Origin of the sequence: Streptomyces sp. GbtcB6 (assembly GCF_019091475.1) — a bacterium.
Classification (GTDB): domain Bacteria; phylum Actinomycetota; class Actinomycetes; order Streptomycetales; family Streptomycetaceae; genus Streptomyces; species Streptomyces hyaluromycini.
In genome coordinates this window covers 235727-262190 of sequence record NZ_JAGXJL010000008.1, presented here as the reverse complement: position 1 = coordinate 262190, position 26464 = coordinate 235727, and the positions used below count along the sequence as shown (strand labels likewise).

Genomic DNA, 26464 nt, shown 5'->3' with positions numbered 1-26464 from the left:
TTGGAAAGTCCAACATCTTGTCTAGACTGCGTCGCATGTCACCTCGCCGAAGCTACGACCAGTACTGTTCCGCAGCCCGCGCCCTCGACGTCGTCGGCGACCGCTGGACCCTGCTGATCGTCCGGGAGCTGCTCGCCGGTCCCCGCCGCTACACCGACCTGCACGCGGATCTGCCGGGGGTCAGCACGGACGTCCTCGCCTCCCGGCTGAAGGACATGGAGCGGGACGGGGTCACCACCAGGCGGAAGCTGCCCCCGCCGGGTGCGGCGTACGTCTACGAACTCACGGGGCGCGGGCGGGAGTTGCTCCCGGTACTCCAGGCGCTCGGCAAGTGGGGAGAGCCGGAACTGGGCGAGCGCCGGCCCACCGACGCGCTACGCGCCCACTGGTTCGCGCTGCCCCTGCTGCGGGCCCTGGACGGCGAGGGTGAGGGGCTCGTCGAAGTCCGGCTGGGGGAGGGGCACTTCCACCTGCACGTCGGCGCCGAGGACGGCCCGGTGTACGGCGACGGCCCGGCCCCGGCCGAGCCCGACGCACGGCTCGCCCTCGACACCGGCACGGGCGCGGCCCTGGCCCGGGGGGAGCTGGCGCTGCCGGAGGCGGTACGGACCGGGCGGGTGACGGTGACGGGCGACGGGGCCTTGGCCAAGGAGCTGCGGGAGGCCTGACGGCGGGGGGTCCCCGGACTTCGACTCCCTCGCCGACCGAGCCAACGGAGTCGGCCGAGCCGACCGAGCCCTCCGAGCGGGCCGAGTCGACCGAGCGAGCCGAGCCCTCCGAGCGGGCCGAGTCGACCGAGCGGGCCGAGCCAATCGGGTCGGCCGAGCCCGGGGTGTGGCAGCGAGCCGGCACCCCGGACCTGGACTTCTCAAGTGACCGAGTCGGGCGGGTGGGTGGGCAACGCGGCGGTCAAACCCCCCGCGGCCGCCCCGACCCCCGCGTCAGCGCGTACCCGCCGATGCCCGCCAGCGCGGCCAGCACGCCGCCGATCCCGGTCCACACCCAGCGGTCGGTCCACCAGCCGGAGGACCAGCCGTCGTCGGGCTCGATGGAGGACAGCACCGCCGACTTGGTCGACGAGGAACTGTCCTCGTCCGACTCGGACTTGACCGCGATCCCCGGCACCAGCGGCTTGGCCAGCGAACCGTCCACCGCCGCCGAGCCGCCGATGTCCTTGGAGTCGACCTTCACCTCGGCGCTCACCGGCTGACCGAGGTCCGCCGAGGTCAGGTTCACCACCGTCAGCCGGATGTAGTACGTGCCGGGCAGCGGGTCGTCGGCCCACGGCTCCGACCAGGCCCGCACCGTCCGCATCACGCACGCCAGCTCCACCGAGGCGGCGCCCTGCGCGGCCGTGCGGGTCTGCGCGCCGTACTGGCAGGCCTGCCGGCGCCGCAGCCCGTCGTACACGTCGAGCTGCCAGGTCTGCCCCGCGTGCGAGTCGGGCAGCTTCACCGTCGCCTTGACGTCGGGCCGCTGCCCGGCGTCCGCCGGGAAGGACCAGTACAGGTAGTCGCCGGTGGATCCGCTGGCCGTCGCCTGCTGTCCCTGGTCGATCTCCGTCGCCGTACGGAAGGACGTGCCCGCCTGGGTGGGCGCGTCGCTGTCCGCCGAGGCGCTCGGCGAGGGCGAGGAGTCGGCGACCGCCGGACCCGCCGCAACGCCCACCGCCAGCAGGGCGGCGCTCAACACACGTGTGATCGACATCAGTTGGTCCTCCAGACCGCGACTCGCCAGCGGGACACCCAGCCCCACACCAGACCCGCGAGGAAGCCGGTCAGCACCAGTGCGCCGAGCAGCCACCAGCCGCGGCCGAGACCGAAGGAGGCGACGTCGCTCGCCTTCGACGGCCCGTCCACCACGTCGACCGTCAGCTCGACCGGCAGACCGGGGCTGGTCTTCACCCCGGACGCGGCCGAGAAGGAGTTGGTCACCTGGAGGCAGACGGTCTCCGGGGTGGTGTCCTCGTCGTCGTCGCTCTCGGCCTTCGGGTACCGCAGCCCGGTCGAGATGACGTCCGTACGGCCCAGGCCCGACGCCTCGCCGCGCACGATCTCCCGCCCGTGCACGGTCACCGCGCGCAGCAGCACGCCGTAGTCGGAGTTGACGGCCCGGTCGGCCGCCACGCTCACCGAAGCGCGCAGCTCCTGGCCGGGGTTGACGTCGACCTTGTACCAGCGCTGCTGCCCGAACTCCTCACGGTCGGTGTACAGCCCCGACTTCAGCGCGGGCGCGGACGAGCACTGGTCCGTCCCCTCGGTCGCCACCGGCGTGACCACGGGGTCCGCCGCGCGGTCCACCAACTGGCCGACCCGGTCGGTCAGTTCCTCCTTGTGCTGGACGGAGGTGTACGTGCCGCCGGTCGCGTCCGCGATGCAGCTGAGCTGGTCGCGGGTCTTGGCGTCCGGCACCAGACCGAGGGTGTCGATGGTCAGCCCGACGCCCTTGGCGGCGATCTCGCGGGCCACCTCGCACGGGTCCAGCGGCTGGCAGGTGTCCTCGCCGTCGCTGATCAGGACGATACGGCGGGTCCCGGTACCGCCTTCGAGGTCGTCGGCCGCCTTGAGCAGCGCGGGGCCGATCGGGGTCCAGCCGGTCGGCGTGAGGGTGGCGACTGCGGTCTTCGCCTCGGTGCGGTCCAGCGTGCCGACCGGGTACAGCTGCGCGGTGTCCTTGCAGCCCTCCTTGCGGTCGTTGCCGCGGTAGTTGGCGCCCAGGGTGCGGATGCCGAGCTGGACCCCCTCGGGCGTCGCGTCCAGCACCTCGTTGAACGCCTGCTTGGCCGCGGCCATCCGCGTCCCGCCGTCGATGTCCGCTGCCCGCATGGAACCGCTGACGTCCAGCACGAGTTCCACCTTGGGGACGGCCTGTGTGGTCTCGTCGGCGACCGCTTGGCCGGGGAACGCGATCCCGGCCGCCAGGGCGGCGAGCAGAGCGCAGACTCCTGCCGCCGGCCGATGTGTTCTGATCATCGGCGGATCCTATTGATCAAAGGTGCCGGGCTCCAAAACGGGGTCCGGACCCCGAAACGTGAGTGACCGGCAGGCCAACGGACGGCGACGGGCGGGCCGGTGCGACCACCGGGCGGGTGCCGGTGAGCGGGCCGCGGCGTTCACCGGGTGTCGGCAAGGGGGTTCGGCAGCGCCGCCCACTGGTCCCCGGGCACCTCCGGCGACAGCCGCATCAGGGTCAACGCCTTGGCCGGCAGCGGGCCTTCGAGAAGGGCCGTCAGGTCGGGGGTGGCGGGCAGCTGCCCTACGGCCGCCTCCAGGGCCGTCGCCAGCGCCGGTCCGGAACCCGCCGTGCCCGCCAGCGCGCCCGCGATCAGGGAGCCGAACAGCTTGCGGCGCAGAGTCGTTTCGTCGTCCGTGACCAGGCGGCCCGTCAGGTCGGGCGGGGTGATGCCGTGCCGGCTGAGGCGGGCGGGGCTGAGGCGGATGTCGGCCAGGTCGCGGTAGACCAGCCGGAGGGGAGCCCCGGTCCCGGAGAGCACCACGAGGAGGTTCTGGCCGTGCGCCTCCAGGGCCACGCCCAGGTCCAGCAGCCGCAGCCCCACCGTCAGGGCGAGCCGGGCGAACTCGGCAAGCCAGGACGGCGATTCGGGGAGGGCGGTGGTCGCCAGCGCGGCCACCGGGAGGACCCGCTCGCCGGGCGCCGCGTACACCTCCGGCGACTCGCGCAGCAGCGCTGCCAGATCGGGGGAGCCCGCGGTCACCGCGCCCAGGGTACGGGTGACGTGCAGGAGGCCGTCCGTGCGGGAGGCCAGGTCCGCCGCGAACGACGACAACGTCGCCGCCGCGCCGACCGAGTACGCCGAGATGTCCCGCACGGACGAGGTCAGCCGGGCACTGAGCGCGGTCTTCACATGCGGACCGCCGGGGAGCGCGAGCGTGCGCAGGGACATCAGCGGATGCGCGTCCCGCCAGTGCCCGGCGGAACCGCCCTTCAGGACATGGGCGCTCTGCCACGGGTGCACGGGGACCAACAGCCGCTCCCCGTCCCGGAGTTCGTCCGGCCAGTCGCCGGTCAGCAGACAGTCGCCGACCGCGACCGGGACCGTCTCCAGGCCTACGACCGGCCGGTGCTCCGGCCCGTACGCGAGCTGCTCCGCCGCCGAGAAACCGGGCCGGGAACGGCAGTTGGGATGGAAGGGGTGCCCGTCGACGACCCGCTGCTCCCACTCCCAGTCCTGACCCGGCCACTCCTTCGGGGGAAGCTCCCGGTCGGCCCGCGAGAGCGCCAACGACGCGGCACTGTGTCCGAGTTCGGCCGCGAACCCGCTCGAGTGCGGCCACCCCAGATCCGTCATCAGCCGCGCCGGATCGTCGTACGCCACCCCGTCCAGACGCACGGCGGTCACATACGCGTCGGTGGCGTACGGATCCGCCCGCGGGCCGTGCAGCGCCCGTCCGTCGGCCAGCCACAGGGCCAGGCTGTGCGCCCCGCGCACCCGGCGCGCCACCCACGGCAGCGGCTCGTGGGCCAGCGCCCGCCACAGCCGGGTCAGCACCGCCGCCCGCGCACCGGGCAGCTCGGCCGCGTACCGGTCGACGAGGTCCGGCCGCGCCTCGGCCAGCTCCGCGGCGAGCCGGGTCTCGATGGGGGAGGGACGGTGCACGGGAGGGCTCCTCGGGGGACGGGTACCACAGTCATGATGACCGGTGACGACCGACATACTGATCACGATCGGACTCTGTGGACGCAGAGAACGAGACGCACAGAACGAATGGAACGCGTGGACCTCATGCCCTCCAGCGACGCCGTCGGCGAACGTGCCGACGCGTACGCTGCCGCGCCCCTGCTCAACTGCCTGCTGCGGGAGGTGGCCCAGCCGCTCCCGGACGCCGGGGAAGGGCGGCCGCGGGTCTACCGGCTGCCCGGCGGCGGCCGGCTGCTGCGGGTGCGCGGGGAACGCCGGCCGGCCGCGCCCGAGGTGTACGCGGACGGCAGCTGGCACCGCATCGGCCACGCCGAGCTGGTGAAACTCGTCGCCGAGGAGCTGCGCAGGCACACCGGACTGTCCAACGGCGACCTGCCGACCGAGATGATCGACAGCCGGGACACGGTCGCCGCGCTGCTCGCGGCACGCGCCCGGGCGACGGCGCCCGACGACCCGTATCTGCGTTCGGAGCAGTCCCTCATCACCGGCCATCCCTACCATCCCGCCCCCAAGGCACGCGGCGGCGGCCCGGTCGCCGCCTGGTTGCCGTACGCCCCCGAGGCACACGCCCGGTTCCCGCTGGTGCTGCTCGCGGTCCGCGAGGACGAGGTGGTGGAGGAGGGCGACACGGCCGCGCTGGACGCCTCGGCCGCCGTACCGCGGGGCTACCGGCTGCTGCCCGCCCACCCCTGGCAGCTGGACCTGGTCGCCCGCGACCTCGCCCCGGCCTTCGCGGACGGGCGGCTGTTGCGCCTCGGCGAGACCGGCTTCACGACCTGGCCGACGGCCGCGATCCGCACGGTGTACGAGCCGGAGCGGGATCTCTTCCTGAAGTTCAGCCTGGACGTCCGGATCACCAACGACATCCGCCGCCTCTGGGCACATGACCTGCGCAGACTGCGCCGTACCAATGCGGCCGCGACCGCCGCGTTCACGGCGATGGACGGGCCCGCCGGCTGGCTCGGCGACCGCGGCTACCGCACCGCCCGCTTCGCCTTCGAGGAGCTCGCCGTGCTGGTCCGGGACGGGCTGCGCGGGGCGCTGCTGCCGGGGGCCACCCCGATGCTCGCCGCCGGCCTGGTGGAGGGCTTCGACGGCGACCCGCTGGCCGCGGCGGCGGACCCGGGTACCTGGTGGGAGGCGTATCTGCGGGCGGTCGTACCCCCGGCCCTCACCGCCTTCGCCGAGCACGGCGTCGTCCTCGAAGCACATCTGCAGAACACCCTGGTCGCCGTCGACGCCGACGGTACGCCGGTGCAGGCGCTGTACCGGGACGCCGAGGGGGTCAAGCTGCTGACCGACGTGGAGCGGGCCGCCGGGTGGGAGCGGCTGGTGTACTGCCTGGTCGTCAACCACCTGACCGAGGTGGCCGCCGCGCTCGCCGAGCGCCACCCCGGGTTCGATCCGTGGCCCGCGGCACGGCGGGAGCTGGCCCGGCACCCGCTCCCGGAGGTGACCGACCTGCTGGCCTCCCCGACCCTGCCGGGCAAGACGAACCTGCTGCTGCGCTGGACCGGGGCGGACGGCGCCGACGCGCGCTATCTGCCGTTGCCGAATCCCCTGGCCTGAAATCTTCCGTACTGCGTGCCGGGTCCATCCAGGGGCATGGCGTCACGTCACACGTGAACCGGACCAGACGGCTCGTCAAATGTGCATTATTGTGACTTGTGATGCCATGCGTCATATTTCGCATGCCGTTGAATGGGACGGAGTTGGTGCCGTGGCGTTCGCGGAGCCGGCCGGCGGTGGTGAGCCGGTGTCCTCTCCCGAGTCGGCTCCGGAGTCCGGGCGACGGTCCTGGGCACCGCTGCTGGCGGTGTGCGCCGGGTATTTCATGGTGATCCTGGATGTGACGGCCATCAACGTCGCCGTACCGGTGATCGGCCGGGAACTGTCGGCCTCGCTCACCGGTATCCAGTGGATCACCGACGGCTACACCCTGGTCTTCGCCGGGTTCCTGCTGACCGGTGGCGCGCTGGGGGACCGGGTGGGCAACCGCCGGGTCTTCTGCGCGGGTGTGGCGGTGTTCACGCTGTCCTCGGCCGCGTGCGCGCTCGCGGTGAGCGCCCCGTTCCTGGTCGCGGCCCGGCTGGTGGAGGGGCTCGGTGCGGCTCTGATCGTGCCCGGTTCCCTGGCCCTGCTCCAGCAGGCCTACCCGGCGCCGGCCGCACGCTCGCGGGCCTTCGGGCTGTGGGGTTCGATGGCGGGCATCGCGGCCGCCGCCGGTCCGCTGCTGGGCGGGCTGCTCGTCACCACGCTGGGTTGGCGCTGGGTGTTCCTCGTCAACCTGCCCGTCGGGGTGGCCTGCCTGGTGCTGACGCTGCGGCATGTGGCGCGCTCGCCCCGGCGCGCCGCCCGGGCACTGGACTGGCCGGCGCAGTGCGCGGTGGTGGCGGCCGCGGCGCTGCTGACCGCGGCGCTCAACGAGGCCGGACGCCGGGGCTGGTCCGATCCGGCTGTGCTCGCCGGGGTGGGCCTGGCCGTGCTGGCCGCAGCGGCGTTCGCGGTGCGCGAGCGGCTGGCCCGCACTCCCGTCCTTCCGCCGAGCCTGCTGCGCTCTCGTGCGATGAGCGGTGGAGCCGTCATCGGCCTCCTGTTCAACTTCGGCTTCTACGGCATGGTGTTCACCGCCAGCCTGGAATTCCAGCACCAGCGCGGCTTCAGTGCCCTCGGCACCGGGCTGGCGCTGTTCCCGGCGGTGGCGATGACCATGTTCGCCTCGGTCCTGTCCGGGCGGCTGGCCCGCCGCACCGGCGATCGTCCGCTGGTGGTCTCCGGCATGCTCCTCGCGGCCCTGGGGCTGGCCGGGTGGGCCGCGGCGGGAGCCGACCCCGCCTACCCGGTGCTGGTGGTCCCGATGATGGCCGCGGGGTTCGGTACCTCCTTCGCCCTCACCGGTTCGACCGCCACCGTGATGGGTGCCGCGCCCGCGGAGTACTCAGGCGCCGCCTCCGCCCTGTTCAACACCACCCGCCAGATCGGCAGCGCCACCGGCGTCGCGCTCGGCGGCAGCCTGCTCGCCACCGCCACCGACTACACCACCGGGCTGCGCACCAGCATGGCCATCGGCGCGCTCGCCTACCTGGCCGCCGCGGGCCTCGCATGGCTGTGCGTGCCGGCGGTACCGACAAAGACCTAGGCGGTTTCGTTTGGATCACCTGGCTGACCAGAGGAAGATGCTCGCACCGTGGAGTCCGGCCAGGTAGACGGCTGCTGTCTTCTCGTAGCGGGTGGCCATGCCTCGCCACTGTTTCAAGCGGTTGATGCAGCGTTCGACCGTGTTGCGTTGCTTGTAGGTGTCGCGGTCGAAGGCGGGTGGCCTGCCACCCCGGCTGCCGCGTCGCAGACGGTGGCCGCGTTGATCGGCCGGCACGGGGATGACCGCCCGGCTGCCGCGCCGCCTGAGGTGTTCACGGATGGCCCGCGACGAATACGCCTTGTCTGCGAGGACTGCCGCTGGCCGGATCCGGGGCCGTCCACGCCGTCGGGGAACACGCAGCCGCGCCATCACGTCAGCGAAGGCAGGCGCGTCACCGGCCTGTCCGGCGGTGAGATGGAAGGCCAGGAGCCGGCAGTTGCCATCGGCCGCGAGATGGATCTTCGTGGTCAGTCCGCCACGGGACCGGCCGATGGCGTGGTCGTACGGCTCGTCGGCCGGGGCCCCTTTTTGCGGGCTCCGGCCGCGCGCTGATGGGCTCGCACGATCGTGGAGTCCACCGAGGCGACCCAGTTCAGCTCCTCGTCGGCGTCGGCCTGTGCCACAAGCGCGGTGAACACCCGCTCCCATGTGCCATCGGCGGACCACATCCGCAGCCGGTTGTAGACCCCCGCCAGTTGCCGTACTTCTCCGGCAGCTGCACCCACTGTGCCCCGGTCTGAAACGTCCAGGCGATGGCGTCGATCACCTCTCGGTGGTCCCGCCACCGGCCACCCCGCTTCGGTGTCCGGTCCGGAAGCAACGGCTCGATCCGCGCCCACTGCGCGTCAGTCAACGGCACACCAGGACAAACGAGCAGACGATCCGAAGGGAGCGACTACACGCAGCCGGTGCCATCGGTTTTCCCGGCAGCTGTCCACCAGGACATCACCCGGGCAGCCATCGCTTCCGGCTCTGACGGAAGAGGGGTGAGACCGAAGTGGTCTTCCAGCTCATGCCGCAGGAACTCACCGATCTCCGCCTGGTCGGCGCCCCCGGGAGCCACTGAAGGAGAGGGACCAGCATGCAGTCGTACTCCTCCTGCACCGCGTCAGCGACGCCGATCGGATCCCACTCATTGAGCAGATGCCGCAGGCCGTTCTCGGTGACGTCGGTCCCAGGTCGCATCGCTCCAGGGTGCCACCCCAGAACCGCCGTCATCACTCACCCCCACCTTGATCCAGAAGAAACCGTCTACACCAGCCCCGCTCACCTGTGGCTGGGTAGCACCGCCGAAAACCGCGCGGAATGGGCCAGTCGGCACTGCACCACCACAGGCCCGCTCGCAGAACTCCGCGGGGCTGCTGGACGCACCCGCCTTGTCGCCGTCGCCCGGGCTTGCTGCCGGAGAGGACCCAGCACGATCGGAGACCGGAATCACGCAGCAGAAGCCGCAGGACTCCCCTCTCACCTTGCGGGGGCGCCGCGGTTTTCGTGGCTGGCCGCGGTTGGGGCGGAGCCCCCTCGCCTCCTGGAGCGGCCTGCCGCGCGCCAGGTTGTTCAGCTCGGTGATCGCGGTCCCTGCGTGTGGTGCTCACGCTTTCCCGTCGTCGCTTTCCCGGTCGCCGTCGGCGAGGTGCTCGCCCTGGCGAACGGGCGCGTGGGCTCCGCAGGGTCGGAAGCGGGCGAGGTATGCCGGGCTTGGGCCGCGGCGCTCGGTCAGGTGGAGGCCGGCGGCGTCGGCGAGCCGGTGCAGCCGGCCGAAGGGGATCCAGTGCCGGTCGAAGAACTCGCCGATCACCAGTCGCCCGCCTGGTGCCAGCACCCGTGCCGCCTCGCGCAGTACCCGATCCGGCTCGGGGATCTCGCCGAGCGCGGTCACGGCGTATATGGCGTCGAATGTCCCGTCGGCGTAGGGCAGTTCACGTGCGTCCGAGCGGGTGGGCGTGATCGTCGCCAGGCCGTCGCGCTCTGCGCGGCACATCACGTGGTCGAGCATCTCCTGCTGGATGTCGAGCACATCGAGCCGTCCCTCCGGCCCGAGCTGCGGGGCGACGTGCAGCGACTGCAGTCCGGTCCCCGGGCCGATCTCCAGGATCCGCTCCCCCGGCCGCGGCCGCAGTACGGCGTCCATCCGGTCGGCGGTCAGGAACGGCAACGGCACGTCGAGCAGGCCGCGTTGGGCGTACGGATAGGGCGCCGTGTCGCCCAGCCACCAGGCGGCGGCCAACGCGGCGCCCGCGCCGACGGCGACCGCCCAGCGGGTCCGGGCCGGGATCGGGGCGACGGGGGCGGTGGTGATGCGGTGCATGGTGTTCTCCGGTGGATCGATTCGGTCCGTGGCATGTGGCTGGGCGGTCGGCGTCACGCGGGCCGGCTCAGTGCCCGCAGCGCCAGCCGGCCGCACAGCGCGGCGAGCGGCAGCTCGGCGCCGAGCGCCATGGCGATCGCGGTGGCGAAGTCGCCGCCCGGGGCCGCGGTCGTGGTGTCGAACCAGGCGTCCACCGCAAGCAGCGTCGCGGTCGCGGCGGCTGCCAGGGCCTGCCGCCGGTCGCCGCGGGCGGCGAGGAGGCCGGTGGCGATCAGGCCGAGCGCCTCCAGCGCGTCGAGCCCGACCCAGGCGACCGGCCAGTGCGCCGCGGTCGCGGTGGCCGGCAGGCCGGTGGCCAGCACGTACAGCCACGGCAGCAGGGCGAGCCCGCAGGCGACCAGCAGCCACCCGGCTCGCCGTATGCCCCGCGCCGGGCGCGGTTCCTCCGCCTCTTCGTGGAGCGGGATGACCTCGGCGCGGTCGAAGTCCTCGGCGCTGGCCACTTCCTCATCGCACAAGCCCAGTTGACGCATCGTCTTCCCCCGCTCCCCGCCGGCTCTCCCCTTCACGTGCTCCACCCTCCGCCGCACACCAGGGCGCCGTCAGTCACGCAGGGTTCCGACCCGGGGTGGAGACAAGTGCACCCCCGAACCGGGCGGGAGCGTCATGGCACGGGGATGGCCTGCGGCTTTACCGTTTGACGCATGCAACTCACGACGTGGCTGCAGCTGGTGCTGGGCCGGCCGTTCCGCAGGGCGGGACACCGGACCGCGCTCGTCGCCGCCGGCCTGCCGCTCCACCTCGCCGTGGTGCCACTGTGGCTCTGGCTGGTCGGCACGCTGGCGGCGTTGGTGCCGGCCGTGACTCCGCTGCCCGTGCTGCTCACGCTCGTGGCGCTGCCCGTGCTGCTCACGCTCGTGGTGACACCCCTGCTGACCGTCGGGCAGCGGCGGCGCTACCGGGCGCTCGTCGGCAAGGACCTCCCGCGCCCCGCCGTACCCGGGCCGGGACGCAACTGGAAGTCGGCGGTGCGCCGGCTGACCACGCGGGCCTGGTGGCGGCAGGTCTGCTACCACGCCGTGGCGGGTCCGCTGCTCGCCGTCCTGGACCTCGCCGTCCTCGCCGTCTGGGCCGTCGCTCTCGTGGCCGCCTCCATCTACGTGTGGATCTGGGCGCTGCCCCCGCAGTGGCGGGTCACCGACCTCGGGTACACCACGCAGGCCGCGTACATCACCGCCGGCGGTCTCGCCCTGCTGTTCCTCGGGCCCCGGCTGACCAGCGCTCTGGTGCGGCTGGAGACCCGGGCGGCCGAGGTCCTGCTCGGCCCCAGCCGCACGGAGAAGCTGGCCCGCCGGGTCGCCGACCTCGCCGAGAGCCGGGCCGGCGTGCTCGACGCCGCCGACGCCGAGCGGCGGCGGATCGAGCGCGACCTGCACGACGGCGCGCAGCAGCGCCTCGTCTCACTCGCCGTCAACCTGGGCCTGGCCAGGTCCACCCTCGGCGACCTGCCGGAGGACGCCCGCAAGGTGATCGACGAGGCGCACCGCGAGGCGAAGGAGGCGATCGCCGAGCTGAACAACCTGGTGCGCGGTCTGCATCCGGCCGTCCTTGAGGACCGTGGCCTCGACGCCGCGCTGTCCGGGGTCGCCGCCCGCCTCCCGATCCCGGTACGCGTGGCGGTGGATCTGCCGCAGCGCCCCTCACCCACGGTCGAGGCCGTCGCGTACTTCGTGGTCTCCGAAGCCCTGACGAACGTGGTCAAACACGCCCAGGCGACCCGGGCGGACGTGACCGTGGAGCGGATCGGGGAGACACTGCTGGTGGTCGTCGCGGACGACGGCGCGGGCGGCGCGGATCTCGCGGCGGCCGGCGGCACCGGGCTCGCCGGGCTCGCCAAGCGCGTCGCGTCCGTCGACGGCACGTTCTCCTGCCGCAGCCCCGCCGGGGGGCCGACCGTCATCACCGTGGAGCTGCCGTGCGCGCCGTGATCGCCGAGGATTCCCTCTTGCTGCGCATCGGTGTGGTCAAGGTGCTGGAGGCGGCCGGCTTCGAGATGTGCGCGCAAGTCGCCGACGCAGAAGGGCTGCTGGCGGCCGTCGAGGAGCACCGGCCCGACATCGCCGTGGTCGACGTGCGCATGCCGCCCGGCTTCACCGACGAGGGAGTGCGCGCCGCGCTGGTGATCCGCCGCCAGTACCCGCGTACCGCCGTGCTCCTGCTGTCGCAGTACGTGGAGGAGCGGTACGCCGCCGATCTGCTCGCCGCCAACACCTCGGGCGTCGGCTATCTGCTCAAGCAACGGGTCGCCGACGTCGAGGAGTTCGCCGAGGCGGTACGCCGGGTGGCGGCCGGCGGCACCGCGCTCGACCCGCAGGTCGTCGCGCAGCTGCTGGTGCGCCGGCACAGCGATCCGCTCGACCGGCTGACACCGCGCGAGCGGGAGGTGCTGGAGCTGATGGCGGGCGGCCGGTCCAACTCCGGCGTCGCCGCCGAGCTGGTCGTGAGCGAGAGCGCGGTCGCCAAGCACATCAACAGCATCTTCACCAAGCTCGACCTGCCCAAGGCCGACGCCGACCACCGCCGCGTCCTGGCGGTGCTGCGCTTCCTGGGCGTTGCGACCGCATAGTGCGCGATCACGCCCGCATGCCCAGTCGACAACGGTGCTGGGCCCTCGCGGCCGATGGCAACTGCCGGCCCCTGGCCTTCCATCTCACCGCCGGACAGGCCGGTGACGCGCCTGCCTTCGCTGACGTGATGGCGCGGCTGCGTGTTCCCCGACGGCGTGGACGGCCCCGGATCCGGCCAGCGGCAGTCCTCGCAGACAAGGCGTATTCGTCGCGGGCCATCCGTGAACACCTCAGGCGGCGCGGCAGCCGGGCGGTCATCCCCGTGCCGGCCGATCAACGCGGCCACCGTCTGCGACGCGGCAGCCGGGGTGGCGGGCCACCCGCCTTCGACCGCGACACCTACAAGCAACGCAACACGGTCGAACGCTGCATCAACCGCTTGAAACAGTGGCGAGGCATGGCCACCCGCTACGAGAAGACAGCAGCCGTCTACCTGGCCGGACTCCACGTTGCGAGCATCTTCCTCTGGTCAGCCAGGTGATCCAAACGAAACCGCCTAGGTGTTTTACGGCAGTCGGGCAGGCCGGGACGGCCCGGGACTTGCCGGTCAGGACCCGGCGGCGAGGCGCTCGGCGGGGGCGGTCTGTTCGCCTGGATCAGGGGGATCCGGAGGGGGAGGCCAGTGCCCTGAGGCGATGGCGCCAGGCGGCCGACACGCTCGGCGGGATTCTCGTGGTCAGTCCGGCTTCCTTGGTGAAGGCGAGTCCCCGGCTGTAGGCGCCGCCGCCGCAGCCGTCGGACTGGTGGGTGAGCCGCACGGCGGAGGAGGCGTCGATCTCGGGCCTGCGGCTTCCCTCAGGAGTGACCCGGAAGCGGACCGTTCCGGTCTCGGGGTCGACGTCGTCGGGGAGGGGGAGGCTCACCCGTGTGATGTCCTCCCGTTCGAGTTCGCCCTTGACGCACTTGCCGCGTGCGCACAGCTCGTAGGAGGCGCCGTCAAGGTCGGTGTAGCCCTCCTGGAGGAACATCACCCCTACGCCGGACTCGACGCCCACTCCGGCGCACGGCTTCGAGTTGCCGCCGCACGCCGAGACCGTCGTCATGACGGCGATCACGGCCGCACCGATACCCAGCCGTACGGTGTGTGTCCCCACTACCTGCCCCCACCCGGAAGTGCCTTCTCCGCCGGTGCGATGACCGTGCAGAACACCGTGCGTCGCCGGCCCAGGCACCGCTGCCTGATCATGCAGTATCCGCCACGGTCGCAGGTCATGCTCGGTCACTATGCTCTCTTCATGCGGGAGACTCGAAGCAGGAGCCGCACGGTCGTGGAAAGTAAGGCAAAACACCGGTGGAGCCCTGGAAGATGATGAGAGAGGTCGCTGCAACCCGCTACATCGAACCCCTGAGGGCCGGTGGTTCCGTGCCCGCAGTCGTCGAGGCCGACGACCTCGGCACCTACGTCGTGAAGTTCACCGGGTCCGCGCAGGGGTACAAGGCGCTGGTCGCCGAGGTGATCGTGGGGGAGCTGGCGCGGGCGCTCGGGCTGCGGTTCCCCGAGCTGGTCCTGGTGCACTTCGACCCGGCGATCGCCGGGGACGAGCCGCACCAGGAGGTGCGCGACCTGCACGCGGCCAGCGGCGGAGTCAACCTCGGGATGGACTTCCTGCCCGGTGCCGAGGACTTCACCCCGCAGATCGCCGAGGTCTTCCCGGTGGACCCGCTGGAGGCGGGCCGGATCGTCTGGCTGGACGCGCTCACCGTCAACGTCGACCGCACAGTGCACAGTTCCAACCTCATGGTCTGGCCGACCCTCGGCATCGCACCCCCGCGCCTGTGGCTCATCGACCACGGCGCCGCCCTCGTCTTCCACCACCGCTGGGACACCTCGGCCCCCGGGAAGGCGTACGACTTCCGTCATCACGCCCTCGGCCGGTACGGCCCCGACACCCGGGCCGCCGACGCCGAACTCGCACCCAGGGTGACCGAGAAGCTGCTCCGGGACGTCCTAGCCGAGGTGCCGGACGCCTGGCTCACCGACTTCGGCACGCCCGACGAGATGCGCGAGGCCTACGTCGGCTATCTGCTGGCCCGGGTGCGGGCCTCCGCCGAGTGGCTCCCCACCGACTTCCCGAGCCGCGACCAGCTCGTGGCCGAGGAGGCCGCCCGCGCGGCCAGGACCCGGCAGGGCCGCCCGGAGTGGCTGAAGCGGGTTCCCGACCTGCACGGCAAGCCCGCGGCCCAGCAGGACTGGTCGGTACACCTCGGCTGACGAGCAGCCGGGCGATGCCCTGCTCGCTGGACACGTCCCGCAGGGCGAGGACGATGCCGCGACCTCGCCGCAGGTGCACAGGGCGTCGCTGCCCTCGGCAGGATCGTCGAGTACGGCACGTCGCCGACGTCTACGGCAACCCGCAGCACCTCTGCACCGCCGGCGCACCCGGAGCGGACGGTCTGCGCGGAGACCGACCCGCAGCTCGTGCTCACACCGGCCGGACAGCGGGCCGCCTGCCACTTCGCCGGTGATCTCCCCGTGTGATCACCTTCGGTTACCATGCCGGGATGAGTGAGAGCCGCCGCGTCGAGATCGAGTACTGCACCCAGTGCCGCTGGCTGCCGCGGGCGGCCTGGCTGGCGCAGGAACTGCTGACCACCTTCGAGACCGAGCTGACGGAGCTGGCGCTGAAGCCGGGCAAGGGCGGGATCTTCGTCGTACGGGTCGGTGACGAGGTGGTGTGGGACCGGCGCGAGCAGGGTTTCCCCGAGCCCACCGCCGTGAAGCAGGCCGTACGCGACCGAGTGGCCCCGGGGAAGTCCCTGGGCCACTCGGACAAGCCGGCGCCGGAGTAGGTCAGCCGCGCAGCTGCTCGTACGCGGGCAGCGTCAGGAAGTCCGCGTAGTTCTCGTCGAGGGCGACGGTGAGCAGCAGGTCGTGGGCCTGCTGCCAGTGGCCGGCCGCGAAGGCCTCCTCGCCGGTCTCCGCGCGGATGGCGGCGAGTTCCTCGGCGGCGATCCTGCGGGCCAGCTCAGGCGTGGCCTTCTCGCCGTTCTCGAACTCGACACCGGCGTTGATCCACTGCCAGATCTGCGAACGCGAGATCTCCGCGGTGGCCGCGTCCTCCATGAGGTTGAAGATGGCCACCGCGCCGAGGCCGCGCAGCCACGCCTCGATGTAACGGATGCCCACCTGGACGGCGTTGACCAGACCCGGGTAGGTGGGCTTCGCCTCCAGCGAGTCGACCGCGATCAGGTCGGCGGCCTCGACGTGGACGTCCTCGCGCAGCCGGTCCTTCTGGTTCGGCTTGTCGCCGAGGACCCGGTCGAAGGACTCCATGGCGATCGGGACCAGGTCGGGGTGGGCGACCCAGGAGCCGTCGAAACCGTCGTTCGCCTCGCGGTCCTTGTCGGCGCGCACCTTCTCGAAGGCGACCTTGTTGACCTCGGCGTCCCGGCGGGACGGGATGAAGGCCGCCATGCCGCCGATCGCGTGCGCGCCGCGCTTGTGGCAGGTGCGGACGAGGAGTTCGGTGTACGCCCGCATGAACGGGGCGGTCATCGTCACGGCGTTGCGGTCCGGCAGGACGAACCGGGGCCCGCCGTCACGGAAGTTCTTCACGATGGAGAACAGGTAGTCCCAGCGCCCGGCGTTCAACCCCGAGGCGTGGTCGCGCAGTTCGTAGAGGATCTCCTCCATCTCGTACGCGGCCGTGATCGTCTCGATCAGCACGGTGGCGCGGACGGTGCCCTGCGGGATGCCGACGTAGTCCTGCGCGAAGACGAACACGTCGTTCCAGAGCCGGGCTTCGAGGTGCGACTCGGTCTTCGGGAGGTAGAAGTACGGCCCCTTGCCGAGGTCGAGCAGCCGCTGGGCGTTGTGGAAGAAGTAGAGCCCGAAGTCGACGAAGGCGCCGGGGACCTGCTCGCCGTCGACCTCGACGTGCCGCTCGTTCAGGTGCCAGCCGCGCGGCCGCATGACGACCGTCGCGAGCTCCTCGTCCGGGCGCAGTGCGTACGACTTGCCGCTCGCCGGGTCCGTGAAGTCGATGGTCCGGGTGTAGGCGTCGATCAGGTTCAGCTGGCCCAGGACGACGTTCTCCCAGGTCGGGGCGGAGGCGTCCTCGAAGTCCGCGAGCCAGATCCGGGCGCCCGAGTTGAGGGCGTTGATGGTCATCTTGCGGTCGGTCGGGCCGGTGATCTCGACCCGGCGGTCGTCGAGCGCCGCGGGGGAGGGCGCCACCCGCCAGGAGTCGTCCGCGCGGACGGCGGCGGTCTCCGGGAGGAAGTCCAGGGTCGAGGTACGGGCGATCTCGGCGCGGCGCTCGGCGCGGCGGGCGAGGAGTTCGGCGCGGCGCGGCGAGAACCGCCGGTGCAGCTCGGCCACGAAGGCGAGCGCCGCGCCGGTGAGGACCTCCTCCTGCCGGGGCAGGGGCGCGGCGTCGACGATGGCCGGCGGAGACGGCGCTGGTGCGGACATGAGCTGTCACTTCCTTCAGCGGTGGCACCGGGTGCCAGTCGTTCCGGGTGGAGCGAAGCGCATCCGATCAGAGGCAGACGCTTCTGAACAGTGGATACTAGTTTCCTCATTGTGGAAGTTCAATGGTTTGTTGATGTCGAGATTCTCCGAGTCGAGCCAAGGTGGCGCTCAGTGCCATCCCGTTCACTCAAGGTGTCCCAGGTCCGCTTCCGTGTCGATGTCGTACGGCTCGGCCACGTCCCCGCACTCGACGAGCGTGATCGTGTCCTCGTGGGCCCTGAGATAGGCGCGGGCGCCCCGGTCGCCGGTCGCGCTCGCGGCGATCCCCGCCCAGTGCCGGGCGCCGAACAGCACGGGATGCCCGCGCACCCCGTCGTAGGCGGCCGACACCAGCGAGTCCTCGTCCCGGTACCCGCCGAGCACCCGCGCCACGGCCGCGCCCCCGATCCCCGGCTGGTCCACCAGTGACACCAGGGCCGCCCGCACCCCCGCCCCGGCGAGCGACTCCAGCCCCACCCGCAGCGAGGACCCCATGCCCTCCGCCCAGTCCGGGTTCTCCACGACCACGCAGCCGCCCAGTTCGGCCCGCTCCCGCACGTCGTCCGCACGGGCCCCCAGGACCACGTGCACCGGCCCGCAGCCGCCCGCGCGCAGTACCCCGACCGCGTACTCCACCAGCGGCCGGCCCCGATGTGTCAGCAGCGCCTTGGGTCGCCCGCCGAGCCGTCTGCCACCGCCGGCGGCGAGCAGCAGCCCGGCGATCCGGTCATGCGTGTCCGTCATGCGTCCTGCATACCCGACGCCGGGGCGGGCGGGCGGTTCCCAAGGACTGAAATTCGGTCCGCGCTGTAGCGCTTTCCGTACGGAAGGGCGTTTACTGACCCGCGTCCCCGGGCGCCCGACCACCGTCCTGGGCACCTGGCGAGGGGGGAGAGCTGTGTTGCGGAGCTTGGGGCAGAGGCCAGTGACCGGCAAGGACGAGGATCCGAGGGTGACGGAACTACGCACGGCGGTCTCCCGGCTGCGCCGCGAACTGGCCGCACATCCGGCCGAGTTCCCGGACCGCGCGATAGCCGAGGACGAACTGGCGGCCCTGGCGGCGATGGCGACGGGCGGCATGCCGGAGATCCCGCGCCTGCGCCGCTCCCTGTTACTGATAGCGGGCGCGATCGGCTCGATGAGCGCCCTGTCCCGAGGCCTGTCGGACGTACGCCAGGCGGTGGACCTGTTCGGAGAGCCGAGACGTTGAAACGCCGCCAGGATCGCCAACCTGGGGGCGCGGGGCTGTATTGATTTGCGGCTCCGCCGCGTGGGCGCGACCAGCCGCAACGCGACCCGCACCCGCCCACGGCGAGGCGGGCCCTACCCCTTAGGCTCCTGAACTCACCAACGCCTCGGACAACTCAACGGCCACCTGCTGCAGCACCGGCACGATCTTCTCGACCGCCGCCTCCGTGACCCGCCCCGCGGGCCCGGAGATCGAAATGGCGGCCGCAGTCGGCGAATCCGGCACGGACACCGCCAGGCACCGCACCCCCACCTCCTGCTCGTTGTCGTCCACGGCGTACCCCAGCCGCCGCACCTCCGCCAGGGCGTCCAGGAACCCCTCCGGAGTGGTGATCGTCTTCTCGGTCGCCGCAGGCATCCCGGTCCGCCCCAGCAGCGCCCGCACCTCGGCGTCCGGCACATTCGCCAGCAACGCCTTGCCCACCCCCGTGGAATGCGGCAACACCCGCCGGCCCACCTCGGTGAACATCCGCATACTGTGCTTCGACGGCACCTGCGCCACGTACACGATCTCGTCCCCGTCGAGCAGCGCCATGTTCGCCGTCTCCCCGGTCTCCTCGACCAGCCGCGCGAGGTACGGCCGCGCCCACGTGCCCAGCAGCCGGGACGCCGACTCGCCGAGCCGGATCAGCCGGGGCCCGAGCGCGTACCGCCGGTTCGGCTGCTGGCGCACATAGCCGCAGACGACCAGCGTGCGCATCAGCCGGTGGATCGTCGGCAACGGCAGCCCGCTGCTCGCGGACAGCTCGCTGAGGCCCACCTCGCCGCCCGCGTCCGCCATCCGCTCCAGCAGATCGAAGGCACGCTCGAGGGACTGGACCCCGCCGCCGCTGGACTTGGCGGAGTCGGTGGTGCTGGCGCTGGACGTCGGCACGGCGCGTTCCTTTCGGGGCTGGCGGGAAGGGCAGAAGCCTACCCGTCAGTCGGTTGACTCCCTGATCGTACGTAGCTACGTTCTGCTTGCCGGAATTGTAATTCCGCTTTGTGGAAACGTCCAGAGTGGGCGCCTGTGAGGCCCCGAGAAGCAGTGTGCCCTTGACGGCGCGGGAGCGGGAGTGAAGACTCCTTCAACAGAACGTTGAATTCCGTTACATGGGTGTAAATCCCGTTTCCCGGAAGTAAAACGGCGGCAGAGAGAGGGGTCCGGGTGTCCGACGCTGAACTGGTGCTGCGCTCGACGCGCGTCATCACCCCGGAGGGGACGCGGGCCGCCTCGGTCGCCGTGTCCGCCGGGACGATCACGGCCGTACTGCCGTACGGCGCCCCCGTCCCGGAGGGCGCCCGCCTGGAGGACTTCGGCGACGACGTCCTGCTGCCCGGTCTGGTCGACACCCACGTCCACGTGAACGATCCCGGCCGTACCGAGTGGGAGGGCTTCTGGACCGCCACCCGCGCGGCGGCGGCCGGCGGCATCACCACCCTGGTCGACATGCCGCTCAACTCCCTCCCGCCGACCACGAACGTCGAGAACCTCCGCGTCAAGCAGCAGGTCGCGGCCGACAAGGCGCACACCGACGTCGGCTTCTGGGGCGGAGCGCTGCCCGACAACGTCAAGGACCTGCGCCCGCTGCACGAGGCCGGTGTCTTCGGCTTCAAGGCGTTCCTGTCGCCGTCCGGCGTCGACGAGTTCCCGCATCTCGACCAGGAGCAGCTGGCCCGGTCGCTGGCGGAGATCGCCTCCTTCGACGGCCTGCTGATCGTGCACGCCGAGGACCCCCACCACCTGGAGGCCGCCCCGCAGCAGGGCGGCCCGAGGTACGCCGACTTCCTCGCCTCCCGCCCGCGCGACGCGGAGGACACGGCGATCGCCCAGCTGATCGCCCAGGCGAGACGCCTGCACGCGCGCGTGCACGTCCTGCACCTGTCCTCGTCCGACGCGCTGCCGCTGATCGCGGCGGCCAAGGCGGACGGCGTCCGCCTCACCGTCGAGACCTGCCCGCACTACCTCACCCTCACCGCCGAGGAAGTCCCGGACGGCGCCAGCGAGTTCAAGTGCTGCCCGCCCATCCGCGAGGCGGCCAACCAGGACCTGCTCTGGCAGGCGCTGGCCGACGGCACCGTCGACTGCGTGGTCACCGACCACTCGCCCTCCACGGCCGACCTCAAGACGAGCGACTTCGCGACGGCCTGGGGCGGTATCTCCGGCCTCCAGCTCAGCCTCGCCGCCGTATGGACGGAAGCCCGTAAGCGCGGCCACGGTCTTGAGGACGTGGTCCGCTGGATGTCGGCCCGCACGGCCGCGCTCGTCGGCCTCGACGACCGCAAGGGCGCCATCGCGGCCGGCCGGGACGCCGACTTCGCCGTCCTCGCACCCGACGAGACGTTCACCGTGGACCCGGCGGGCCTGCAGCACCGCAACCGGGTCACCGCGTACGCGGGCAAGACCCTCCACGGCGTCGTGAAGTCCACCTGGCTGCGCGGCGAACGCATCGTCGCGGACGGCGAGTTCACGCCCCCGCAGGGCCGCCTGCTCACCCGCACCCCCTGACCCCTTCTCCTGCCTCCCGCACCCGCACCCGCAGCGGCCGACACCGAAAGGAACACCTTTGACGGCGATCCCGACCTTCACCGGCGACGCGCACCCCTACTCCGGCGGCGACCCGTACGCGGACTACCGCACCGCCGACTTCCCCTTCACCCGGTACGCCGACCTCGCCGCCCGGCAACTCGGTGCCGGGGTCGTCGCCGCCAACGACGAGTTCTTCGCCCAGCGGGAGAACCTGCTGGTGCCGGGACGGGCCGAGTTCGACCCCGAGTACTTCGGGCACAAGGGCAAGATCATGGACGGCTGGGAGACACGCCGCCGCCGCGGGGCCTCGGCCGGCCATCCCTGGCCCACCGCGGAAGACCACGACTGGGCACTGGTCCGGCTCGGCGCCGCCGGCGTCGTCCGCGGGATCGTCGTCGACACGGCCCACTTCCGCGGCAACTACCCGCAGGCGGTGTCGGTCGAGGGCACGTCGGTCGCCGGCTCGCCGTCCCCGGAGGAACTCCTCGGCGACGACGTGAAATGGACGACGCTCGTCCCCCGCACCCCCGTCGGCGGCCACGCGGCGAACGGCTTCACCGTCTCCGTCGAACAGCGCTTCACCCACCTCCGCGTCAACCAGCACCCCGACGGCGGCATCGCGCGCCTGCGCGTGTACGGCGAGGTCGTGCCCGACCCCGAGTGGCTCGCCGTGCTCGGCACCTTTGACGTGGTCGCCCTGGAGAACGGCGGCCGGGTCGAGGACGCCTCCAACCTCTTCTACTCGCCGGCCACCAACACCATCCAGCCGGGCCGCTCCCGCAAGATGGACGACGGCTGGGAGACGCGCCGCCGCCGCGACCGGGGCAACGACTGGATCAGCTACCGGCTCGCCGCCCAGTCCCAGATCCGCGCGATCGAGATCGACACGGCGTACCTGAAGGGCAACAGCGCGGGCTGGGCGTCGGTGGCGGTGAAGGACGGCGAGGACGGCGACTGGCGGGAGATCCTCCCGCGCACCCGCCTCCAGCCGGACACGAACCACCGCTTCGTCCTGCCGACCCCTGCCGTCGGCACGCACGCGCGCGTGGACATCTTCCCGGACGGCGGAATCTCCCGGCTGCGGCTGTACGGCTCGCCCACGGAGACGGGCGCATCGGAGCTCGACGCCCGGTACCAGGAACTCGGCGGCTGATCCCGCGAGGCGCACCGGCCCCCGACACCGGCGCGCCTCGCTGGTCGACCGGGTGCTCGCGCGTGCGGCGTTCCCGGTGGAGGGCCGGGACCGCCTTTCCTGGACGGTGACCGACATCAGCGGCCCGGCCCGGGCCGCTGAACGTCAGGCCGCGTGCCCTCCGTCCACCGCGAACTCCGCGCCCGTGACGTAGTCCGCCCCTGCGAGATACGCCACCGTCGACGCCACCTCGCCCGCCGTGCCGAAGCGCCCCAGCGCCGTCATCGCGGCCTGCCCCGCCGCATAGGGGCCGTCCGCCGGATTCATGTCGGTGTCGATCGGACCGGGGTGCACGATGTTCGCCGTGATCCCGCGGTCCCCGAGTTCGCGTGCCAGCGCCTTCGTCAGGCCGACCAGAGCCGACTTGCTCATGGCGTACAGCGTTCCGCCGGGCCCCGGCACCCGGTGCGTCATGCACGTGCCGATCGTGATGATCCGCCCGCCGGACCCCATCCGTGCGGCCGCCGCCTGCGAAATCAGGAACACCCCGCGGACGTTCACCGCCAGGACCCGGTCGACATCGGCGGGCGACAGGCCGGACAGCGGACCCAGCACGCCCAGACCGGCGTTGTTGACCAGCACGTCGAGCCCGCCCAGAGCCCGAGCCGTGCGCTCCACCGCGCCCGCCGCCTCGTCCGCGTCCGCGGAGTCCGCGCGCAGGGCCACCGCCCGACGGCCCAGTGCCTCGACCCGCTGTACGACGTCCTCGGCCGCCTCCTTGCCGTTCACGTAGGTGACGGCCACGTCCGCGCCCTCCCCGGCGAGCCGCAGTGCCGTCGCCGCGCCGATGCCCCGGCTGCCGCCGGTCACCAGGGCCACCTTGCCGTGCAGGAATCCGTAAGTCGTTGTCATGGGTACATCCCAGCGACCGGGACACGGGGGTGCTGGCGGCGAACGGACACCGAGTTCGGCGGACCGGGGACCGGCGGAACTCTTCGCACGGCCTCTCGCGTTCTCCCCTCGTGACTCTTCAGCAAGAAATCGTCGGCAACGCCATGCAGATGGCGGTCGTCAACCTGCACCCCGGCCAGACCGTCTACTGCGAGGCCGGCAAGTTCCTGTTCAAGACGACGAACGTGACCATGGAGACCCGGCTGAGCGGCCCGTCGGGCAACGGCGGCCAGCCGCAGGGCGGCGGCGGTGGCATGGGCGGCATGCTGCGCCAGGCCATGGGCACCGCCATGCAGGTCGGCCAGCGCATGCTCGCCGGTGAGTCGCTGGCGTTCCAGTACTTCACCTCCCAGGGCGGCGAGGGCACCGTCGGCTTCGCGGGCGTGCTCCCGGGCGAGATGCGCGCCCTGGAGCTGAACGGCACGCGCGCGTGGTTCGCCGAGAAGGACGCCTTCGTCGCCGCCGAGTCCACCGTCGAGTTCGGCATCGCCTTCTCCGGCGGCCGCACCGGCATGAGCGGCGGCGAGGGCTTCATCCTGGAGAAGTTCACCGGCCACGGCACCGTGATCATCGCCGGCGCGGGCAACTTCATCGACCTGAACCCCGCCGACTTCGGCGGCCGTATCGAGGTCGACACGGGCTGCGTCGTCGCCTTCGAGGAGGGCATCCAGTACGGCGTCCAGCGCGTCGGCGGCCTCAACCGCCAGGGCGTCATGAACGCCGTCTTCGGCGGTGAGGGCCTCTCCCTGGCCACCCTGGAGGGCAACGGCCGGGTGATCCTCCAGTCGCTCACCATCGAGAGCCTCGCCAACGCGCTGAAGAAGGCGCAGGGCGGCGACAAGCAGGGCCCGACCGGCGGACTGTTCTCGACCCACGCGGGATGAGGTGCCCTGCCGCCGACCGATGACTTGCCGGCGCCCCGCGGGTCTGAGCTGATGACAACAGACCGCACCCCGGGAAGCAGGCACCCCTCATGGGCAGACTCGTCTCCACCATGTTCGTCACCCTCGACGGCGTCTACCAGGCGCCCGGCGGCCCCGAGGAAGACCCCAGCGGCGGCTTCACCCACGGCGGCTGGAGCTTCCGGTACGGCGACGAGGACTTCGGCCGGTTCGTCGCCGAGGTCTTCGAGCGGGCCGGCGCCTTCCTGCTCGGCCGCCGTACGTACGACATCTTCGCGGCCTACTGGCCGAAGATCACCGACCCCGGCAACCCGATCGCGGCCAGGCTCAACGCACTCCCGAAGTACGTCCCGTCCGCGACCCTGACCGACCCCGGCTGGTCCGGCACCACGGTCCTCGCCGGAGACCTCGCCAAGGAGGTCACGGCCCTCAGGGAGCGCGCCGACGGCGAGCTCCAGGTGCACGGCAGCGGCGCGCTGGTCCGCTCCCTGCTGGACCTCGGCCTGGTCGACACCCTCCACCTGGTGACGTTCCCGGTGGTGCTGGGCTCCGGCCGCCGCTTCTTCCAGGAGGGCGCCGTGCCGACGAAGTTCCGGCACACCGGCGGGCGGGTCACCACGGCGGGCGTCTCCGTCCAGTCGTACGACATCGCGGGCCGTCCCGAGTACGGCTCGTACATCGCCGAGGCGAACGCCTAGGACCTGTCCGGCCGACCATGTGCGGAGCCGGCTGACGAGGGCTGCTGCGGTGGTGGTGTGCCGAGGGAGACGTAGCCGCGCTTCTTGTACCGCTCCTCGTCGAAGCCTGGTGACCGCCCACCGCGTGAGCCTTTGCGTACGTGTGCGGCCTGGCTGTCGGTCTGCTCCGGGATCACGTGCCGGATGCCCCGTCTGCGCAGGCACGCGCGGCACGGCCCGCTGCTGTACGTCAGCCGACGGCACACTGCCGACGCCGGCCCGGCCCCGTAGGGCGAGGCGGTGCTGTCAGGCGGCGGGCGTGATACGCGCCTCGAAGTCGATGTGATGACCCTGGAGCCACATCATCGACTTCCCGTCGCCCTTGGCGGCCTGCTTGAAGATCACGGGCAGCATCAGATCTCGGATGACGCGGCCGACGGGGCCGGCGGCCTTGCTGTTCGAGCCCCGGTTGCCGTGCTTGACGATCTTCTGGACGCGGGCGCGGCGCAGGGCCTCGAAGGTGACGAAGGCGCTGGTGGTGTCGGGGCAGTCACGCAGGCACTGGGCGAGGATGACCGCGTCCTCCAGCGCCATGGACGCCCCCTGCCCGGCGGAGGGCGCGGTGGCGTGGGCCGCGTCACCAATGATGATCATGTTCTGGTCGTTGTGCCACTTCTCGACCATGGGCAGGTCGTAGGTGGGCCACGCGGTGATCTGGTCCGGCGCGGCGTCGATGATCTCGTGCGCAGGGCCGACGTCGCCCTTCATCAACTCGTGCAGCCGGCGGCGCCACTGGGCGTCGCCGATGGCTGACAGCTCGCCCCGCTTGGGTTCGTTGACCATCGGGGGGTTGGCGAACCACACGATGCCGCCGTCGGGGGTGGGTGCCCAGCCGAAGAAGCAGCGGGTGCCGAACTGCATGCGGAACTCGCCCGCGGGCACGTCCACCCGGAAGCCGGGTATGTAACCGCCGGTGTTCAGGACCGGAACGTAGCGCGGCTTGTCGGCCTTGGGGTCGATGGCGGTGCGCACGCGTGAGTGGATGCCGTCGCAGCCGATCAGCAGGTCCCCGACGGCGCTTGAGCCGTCGGCGAACCGGGCGCGCACGCCACCGTTGGACAGCGTCTGCGCGCCGACGAACTGCTTGCCGTGCACGACCTGCGCCCCGCGGTCGGCCGCCATCTTCTGCAGCACGGTGTACAGGTCGGCCCGGGGGGAGCATCTGCGAGGAGCGCCCGTCGGGGCGGCGGGCGGCCATCGGCATGCGGCCCAGGGACTTGCCGGTGCCGTTGATGAAGCTGATGCTCTCGACGGGGAAGCCCAGGGAGTCGACCCCGGCGTCGGCGTCGATGGCCTGCAGGGCGTCCATGCCGTTGGCCTGGAAGTTCAGCCACGAGCCGCGCAGGTTAGCGGGCCCGGCGTCGCGTTCGGAGACGGTCGAGGCGATGCCCGCGCGCTGCAGTGCCATGGCCGTCACGGGGCCGGCGACGCCGGAGCCGATGATCAGTGCGTGCGTCATCTCATGCCTCCGTGATGGCGGTGCGGAGAGCGGGAGCGGTTCGGTCGGCGGCCACGGCGACCGCGGTCCTGAGGGTCATGGTGAGTGGTCCTTCCCCTGGGCGGCAGCCCAAGATGGCACGAGTATCGACTAAGTCGAATGTCATGTGACTTGACGATCGAGCTATATTCCACACTGGAAGAGGATTGCTCGAAAGTCGAACGATCCATGCGCGACACCCTCTGAGGTGCACCCCTTCGCAGGTCAGGCGATGCCTGATGGGTCCCGCTTGACAATCGAGAGGCTTGCCTTCAATCTCAAGTAGCTCGAAGAACGAGAGACATGTTCATCGAGGGATAT

General features: G+C 71.9%; 23 protein-coding genes and 4 pseudogenes. 13 read left to right on the top strand and 14 right to left on the bottom strand.

The window, feature by feature from the left end:
- The first annotated feature begins 35 nt into the window (after positions 1-35).
- On the top strand, positions 36-668 hold the full coding sequence (locus KVT45_RS16560; RefSeq protein ID WP_217548129.1) for a winged helix-turn-helix transcriptional regulator: 633 nt from the start codon (positions 36-38) through the stop codon (positions 666-668).
- Between the two features lie 241 nt (positions 669-909).
- On the opposite strand, the gene KVT45_RS16555 is transcribed toward KVT45_RS16560, so the two are convergent.
- The 3 genes from KVT45_RS16555 to KVT45_RS16545 form a co-directional block, all read right to left on the bottom strand.
- Positions 910-1707: a hypothetical protein gene (locus KVT45_RS16555; RefSeq protein ID WP_217548127.1), complete on the bottom strand. Its 798-nt coding sequence runs from the start codon at positions 1705-1707 to the stop codon at positions 910-912.
- Entirely contained in the window at positions 1707-2972 is a 1266-nt protein-coding gene (locus KVT45_RS16550; RefSeq protein ID WP_217548125.1) for a VWA domain-containing protein, read from the bottom strand. The genes KVT45_RS16555 and KVT45_RS16550 overlap by 1 nt, the downstream gene beginning before the upstream one ends.
- Before the next feature lie 140 nt (positions 2973-3112).
- A complete protein-coding gene (locus KVT45_RS16545; RefSeq protein WP_217548124.1) occupies positions 3113-4618 on the bottom strand; it encodes an IucA/IucC family protein in 1506 nt (501 codons plus the stop codon).
- A 108-nt stretch (positions 4619-4726) separates the two neighbouring features.
- Here KVT45_RS16545 and KVT45_RS16540 point away from each other — a divergent pair, with 108 nt between their 5' ends.
- Positions 4727-6229: an IucA/IucC family siderophore biosynthesis protein gene (locus KVT45_RS16540; protein ID WP_217548122.1), complete on the top strand. Its 1503-nt coding sequence runs from the start codon at positions 4727-4729 to the stop codon at positions 6227-6229.
- Between the two features lie 151 nt (positions 6230-6380).
- Positions 6381-7799, top strand: a complete 1419-nt coding sequence (locus tag KVT45_RS16535) for an MFS transporter (RefSeq protein ID WP_217548120.1) — start codon at positions 6381-6383, stop codon at positions 7797-7799.
- 15 nt (positions 7800-7814) lie between these two features.
- Here KVT45_RS16535 and KVT45_RS16530 read toward each other — a convergent pair.
- The 4 genes and pseudogenes from KVT45_RS16530 to KVT45_RS16515 form a co-directional block, all read right to left on the bottom strand.
- Positions 7815-8658, bottom strand: a pseudogene (locus KVT45_RS16530) (IS5 family transposase).
- An 86-nt stretch (positions 8659-8744) separates the two neighbouring features.
- A complete protein-coding gene (locus KVT45_RS16525; protein WP_254646858.1) occupies positions 8745-8984 on the bottom strand; it encodes a hypothetical protein in 240 nt (79 codons plus the stop codon).
- A 406-nt stretch (positions 8985-9390) separates the two neighbouring features.
- Positions 9391-10107, bottom strand: a complete 717-nt coding sequence (locus tag KVT45_RS16520; RefSeq protein WP_217548118.1) for a class I SAM-dependent methyltransferase — start codon at positions 10105-10107, stop codon at positions 9391-9393.
- A gap of 53 nt (positions 10108-10160) precedes the next feature.
- Positions 10161-10676, bottom strand: coding sequence for a hypothetical protein (locus tag KVT45_RS16515; RefSeq protein ID WP_217548117.1), 516 nt, complete (start codon positions 10674-10676; stop codon positions 10161-10163).
- A 135-nt stretch (positions 10677-10811) separates the two neighbouring features.
- On the opposite strand from KVT45_RS16515, the gene KVT45_RS16510 reads away from it, so the two are divergent.
- The 3 genes and pseudogenes from KVT45_RS16510 to KVT45_RS16500 all read left to right on the top strand — a co-directional run.
- Positions 10812-12095, top strand: a complete 1284-nt coding sequence (locus tag KVT45_RS16510; protein WP_217548115.1) for a histidine kinase — start codon at positions 10812-10814, stop codon at positions 12093-12095.
- A complete protein-coding gene (locus KVT45_RS16505) occupies positions 12083-12733 on the top strand; it encodes a response regulator transcription factor (RefSeq protein WP_067360243.1) in 651 nt (216 codons plus the stop codon). Before KVT45_RS16510 ends, KVT45_RS16505 begins: the two co-directional genes overlap by 13 nt.
- Positions 12734-12777: 44 nt before the next feature.
- A pseudogene (locus tag KVT45_RS16500) lies at positions 12778-13215 on the top strand (IS5 family transposase); the annotation flags it as partial.
- A 115-nt stretch (positions 13216-13330) separates the two neighbouring features.
- On the opposite strand, the gene KVT45_RS16495 reads toward KVT45_RS16500, so the two are convergent.
- A complete protein-coding gene (locus KVT45_RS16495) occupies positions 13331-13828 on the bottom strand; it encodes a hypothetical protein (RefSeq protein WP_308310741.1) in 498 nt (165 codons plus the stop codon).
- 212 nt (positions 13829-14040) lie between these two features.
- Here KVT45_RS16495 and KVT45_RS16490 point away from each other — a divergent pair, with 212 nt between their 5' ends.
- On the top strand, positions 14041-14946 hold the full coding sequence (locus tag KVT45_RS16490) for a HipA family kinase (protein ID WP_217548113.1): 906 nt from the start codon (positions 14041-14043) through the stop codon (positions 14944-14946).
- A gap of 290 nt (positions 14947-15236) precedes the next feature.
- Positions 15237-15524, top strand: a complete 288-nt coding sequence (locus KVT45_RS16485; protein ID WP_217548111.1) for a SelT/SelW/SelH family protein — start codon at positions 15237-15239, stop codon at positions 15522-15524.
- A 1-nt stretch (position 15525) separates the two neighbouring features.
- On the opposite strand, the gene aceB is transcribed toward KVT45_RS16485, so the two are convergent.
- Both aceB and KVT45_RS16475 read right to left on the bottom strand, forming a co-directional pair.
- Entirely contained in the window at positions 15526-17148 is a 1623-nt protein-coding gene (gene aceB / locus KVT45_RS16480) for a malate synthase A (protein ID WP_217548109.1), read from the bottom strand.
- A gap of 183 nt (positions 17149-17331) precedes the next feature.
- Positions 17332-17931 (bottom strand): NTP transferase domain-containing protein, encoded by a 600-nt coding sequence (locus KVT45_RS16475; RefSeq protein WP_217548107.1) that lies wholly within the window; start codon positions 17929-17931, stop codon positions 17332-17334.
- A 154-nt stretch (positions 17932-18085) separates the two neighbouring features.
- On the opposite strand from KVT45_RS16475, the gene KVT45_RS16470 reads away from it, so the two are divergent.
- Positions 18086-18397, top strand: coding sequence for a DUF5955 family protein (locus KVT45_RS16470; RefSeq protein ID WP_217548106.1), 312 nt, complete (start codon positions 18086-18088; stop codon positions 18395-18397).
- A 120-nt stretch (positions 18398-18517) separates the two neighbouring features.
- On the opposite strand, the gene KVT45_RS16465 is transcribed toward KVT45_RS16470, so the two are convergent.
- Positions 18518-19309: an IclR family transcriptional regulator gene (locus KVT45_RS16465; RefSeq protein ID WP_217548104.1), complete on the bottom strand. Its 792-nt coding sequence runs from the start codon at positions 19307-19309 to the stop codon at positions 18518-18520.
- A gap of 273 nt (positions 19310-19582) precedes the next feature.
- Between KVT45_RS16465 and allB the strand changes: the two genes are divergently transcribed.
- Together allB and alc are read left to right on the top strand one after the other, a co-directional pair.
- A complete protein-coding gene (gene allB, locus KVT45_RS16460) occupies positions 19583-20923 on the top strand; it encodes an allantoinase AllB (protein ID WP_217548102.1) in 1341 nt (446 codons plus the stop codon).
- Positions 20924-20981: 58 nt separating this feature from the next.
- Entirely contained in the window at positions 20982-22097 is a 1116-nt protein-coding gene (gene alc, locus KVT45_RS16455) for an allantoicase (RefSeq protein WP_217548101.1), read from the top strand.
- A gap of 144 nt (positions 22098-22241) precedes the next feature.
- On the opposite strand, the gene KVT45_RS16450 is transcribed toward alc, so the two are convergent.
- Entirely contained in the window at positions 22242-22988 is a 747-nt protein-coding gene (locus tag KVT45_RS16450) for an SDR family oxidoreductase (RefSeq protein WP_217548099.1), read from the bottom strand.
- A gap of 110 nt (positions 22989-23098) precedes the next feature.
- On the opposite strand from KVT45_RS16450, the gene KVT45_RS16445 reads away from it, so the two are divergent.
- Positions 23099-23911, top strand: coding sequence for an AIM24 family protein (locus KVT45_RS16445; RefSeq protein WP_217548098.1), 813 nt, complete (start codon positions 23099-23101; stop codon positions 23909-23911).
- A gap of 89 nt (positions 23912-24000) precedes the next feature.
- On the top strand, positions 24001-24627 hold the full coding sequence (locus tag KVT45_RS16440) for a dihydrofolate reductase family protein (protein WP_217548096.1): 627 nt from the start codon (positions 24001-24003) through the stop codon (positions 24625-24627).
- A 77-nt stretch (positions 24628-24704) separates the two neighbouring features.
- Here the strand turns inward: KVT45_RS16440 and KVT45_RS56330 are convergent.
- Together KVT45_RS56330 and KVT45_RS16435 are read right to left on the bottom strand one after the other, a co-directional pair.
- Positions 24705-24827: pseudogene (locus tag KVT45_RS56330) on the bottom strand (IS5/IS1182 family transposase); the annotation flags it as partial.
- An 85-nt stretch (positions 24828-24912) separates the two neighbouring features.
- A pseudogene (locus tag KVT45_RS16435) lies at positions 24913-26074 on the bottom strand (FAD-dependent oxidoreductase).
- Positions 26075-26464: the final 390 nt, after the last annotated feature.

What these genes read in the sequence shown, in the direction of transcription:
- KVT45_RS16560 (WP_217548129.1), top strand. Translation starts at nt 36, where the DNA reads ATGTCACCTCGCCGAAGCTACGACCAGTACTGTTCCGCAGCCCGCGCC.
- KVT45_RS16555 (WP_217548127.1), bottom strand. Translation starts at nt 1,707, where the DNA reads ATGTCGATCACACGTGTGTTGAGCGCCGCCCTGCTGGCGGTGGGCGTT.
- KVT45_RS16550 (WP_217548125.1), bottom strand. Translation starts at nt 2,972, where the DNA reads ATGATCAGAACACATCGGCCGGCGGCAGGAGTCTGCGCTCTGCTCGCC.
- KVT45_RS16540 (WP_217548122.1), top strand. Translation starts at nt 4,727, where the DNA reads ATGGAACGCGTGGACCTCATGCCCTCCAGCGACGCCGTCGGCGAACGT.
- KVT45_RS16525 (WP_254646858.1), bottom strand. Translation starts at nt 8,984, where the DNA reads ATGCGACCTGGGACCGACGTCACCGAGAACGGCCTGCGGCATCTGCTC.
- KVT45_RS16520 (WP_217548118.1), bottom strand. Translation starts at nt 10,107, where the DNA reads ATGCACCGCATCACCACCGCCCCCGTCGCCCCGATCCCGGCCCGGACC.
- KVT45_RS16510 (WP_217548115.1), top strand. Translation starts at nt 10,812, where the DNA reads ATGCAACTCACGACGTGGCTGCAGCTGGTGCTGGGCCGGCCGTTCCGC.
- KVT45_RS16490 (WP_217548113.1), top strand. Translation starts at nt 14,041, where the DNA reads ATGATGAGAGAGGTCGCTGCAACCCGCTACATCGAACCCCTGAGGGCC.
- KVT45_RS16485 (WP_217548111.1), top strand. Translation starts at nt 15,237, where the DNA reads ATGAGTGAGAGCCGCCGCGTCGAGATCGAGTACTGCACCCAGTGCCGC.
- aceB (WP_217548109.1), bottom strand. Translation starts at nt 17,148, where the DNA reads ATGTCCGCACCAGCGCCGTCTCCGCCGGCCATCGTCGACGCCGCGCCC.
- KVT45_RS16475 (WP_217548107.1), bottom strand. Translation starts at nt 17,931, where the DNA reads ATGACGGACACGCATGACCGGATCGCCGGGCTGCTGCTCGCCGCCGGC.
- KVT45_RS16450 (WP_217548099.1), bottom strand. Translation starts at nt 22,988, where the DNA reads ATGACAACGACTTACGGATTCCTGCACGGCAAGGTGGCCCTGGTGACC.
- KVT45_RS16440 (WP_217548096.1), top strand. Translation starts at nt 24,001, where the DNA reads ATGGGCAGACTCGTCTCCACCATGTTCGTCACCCTCGACGGCGTCTAC.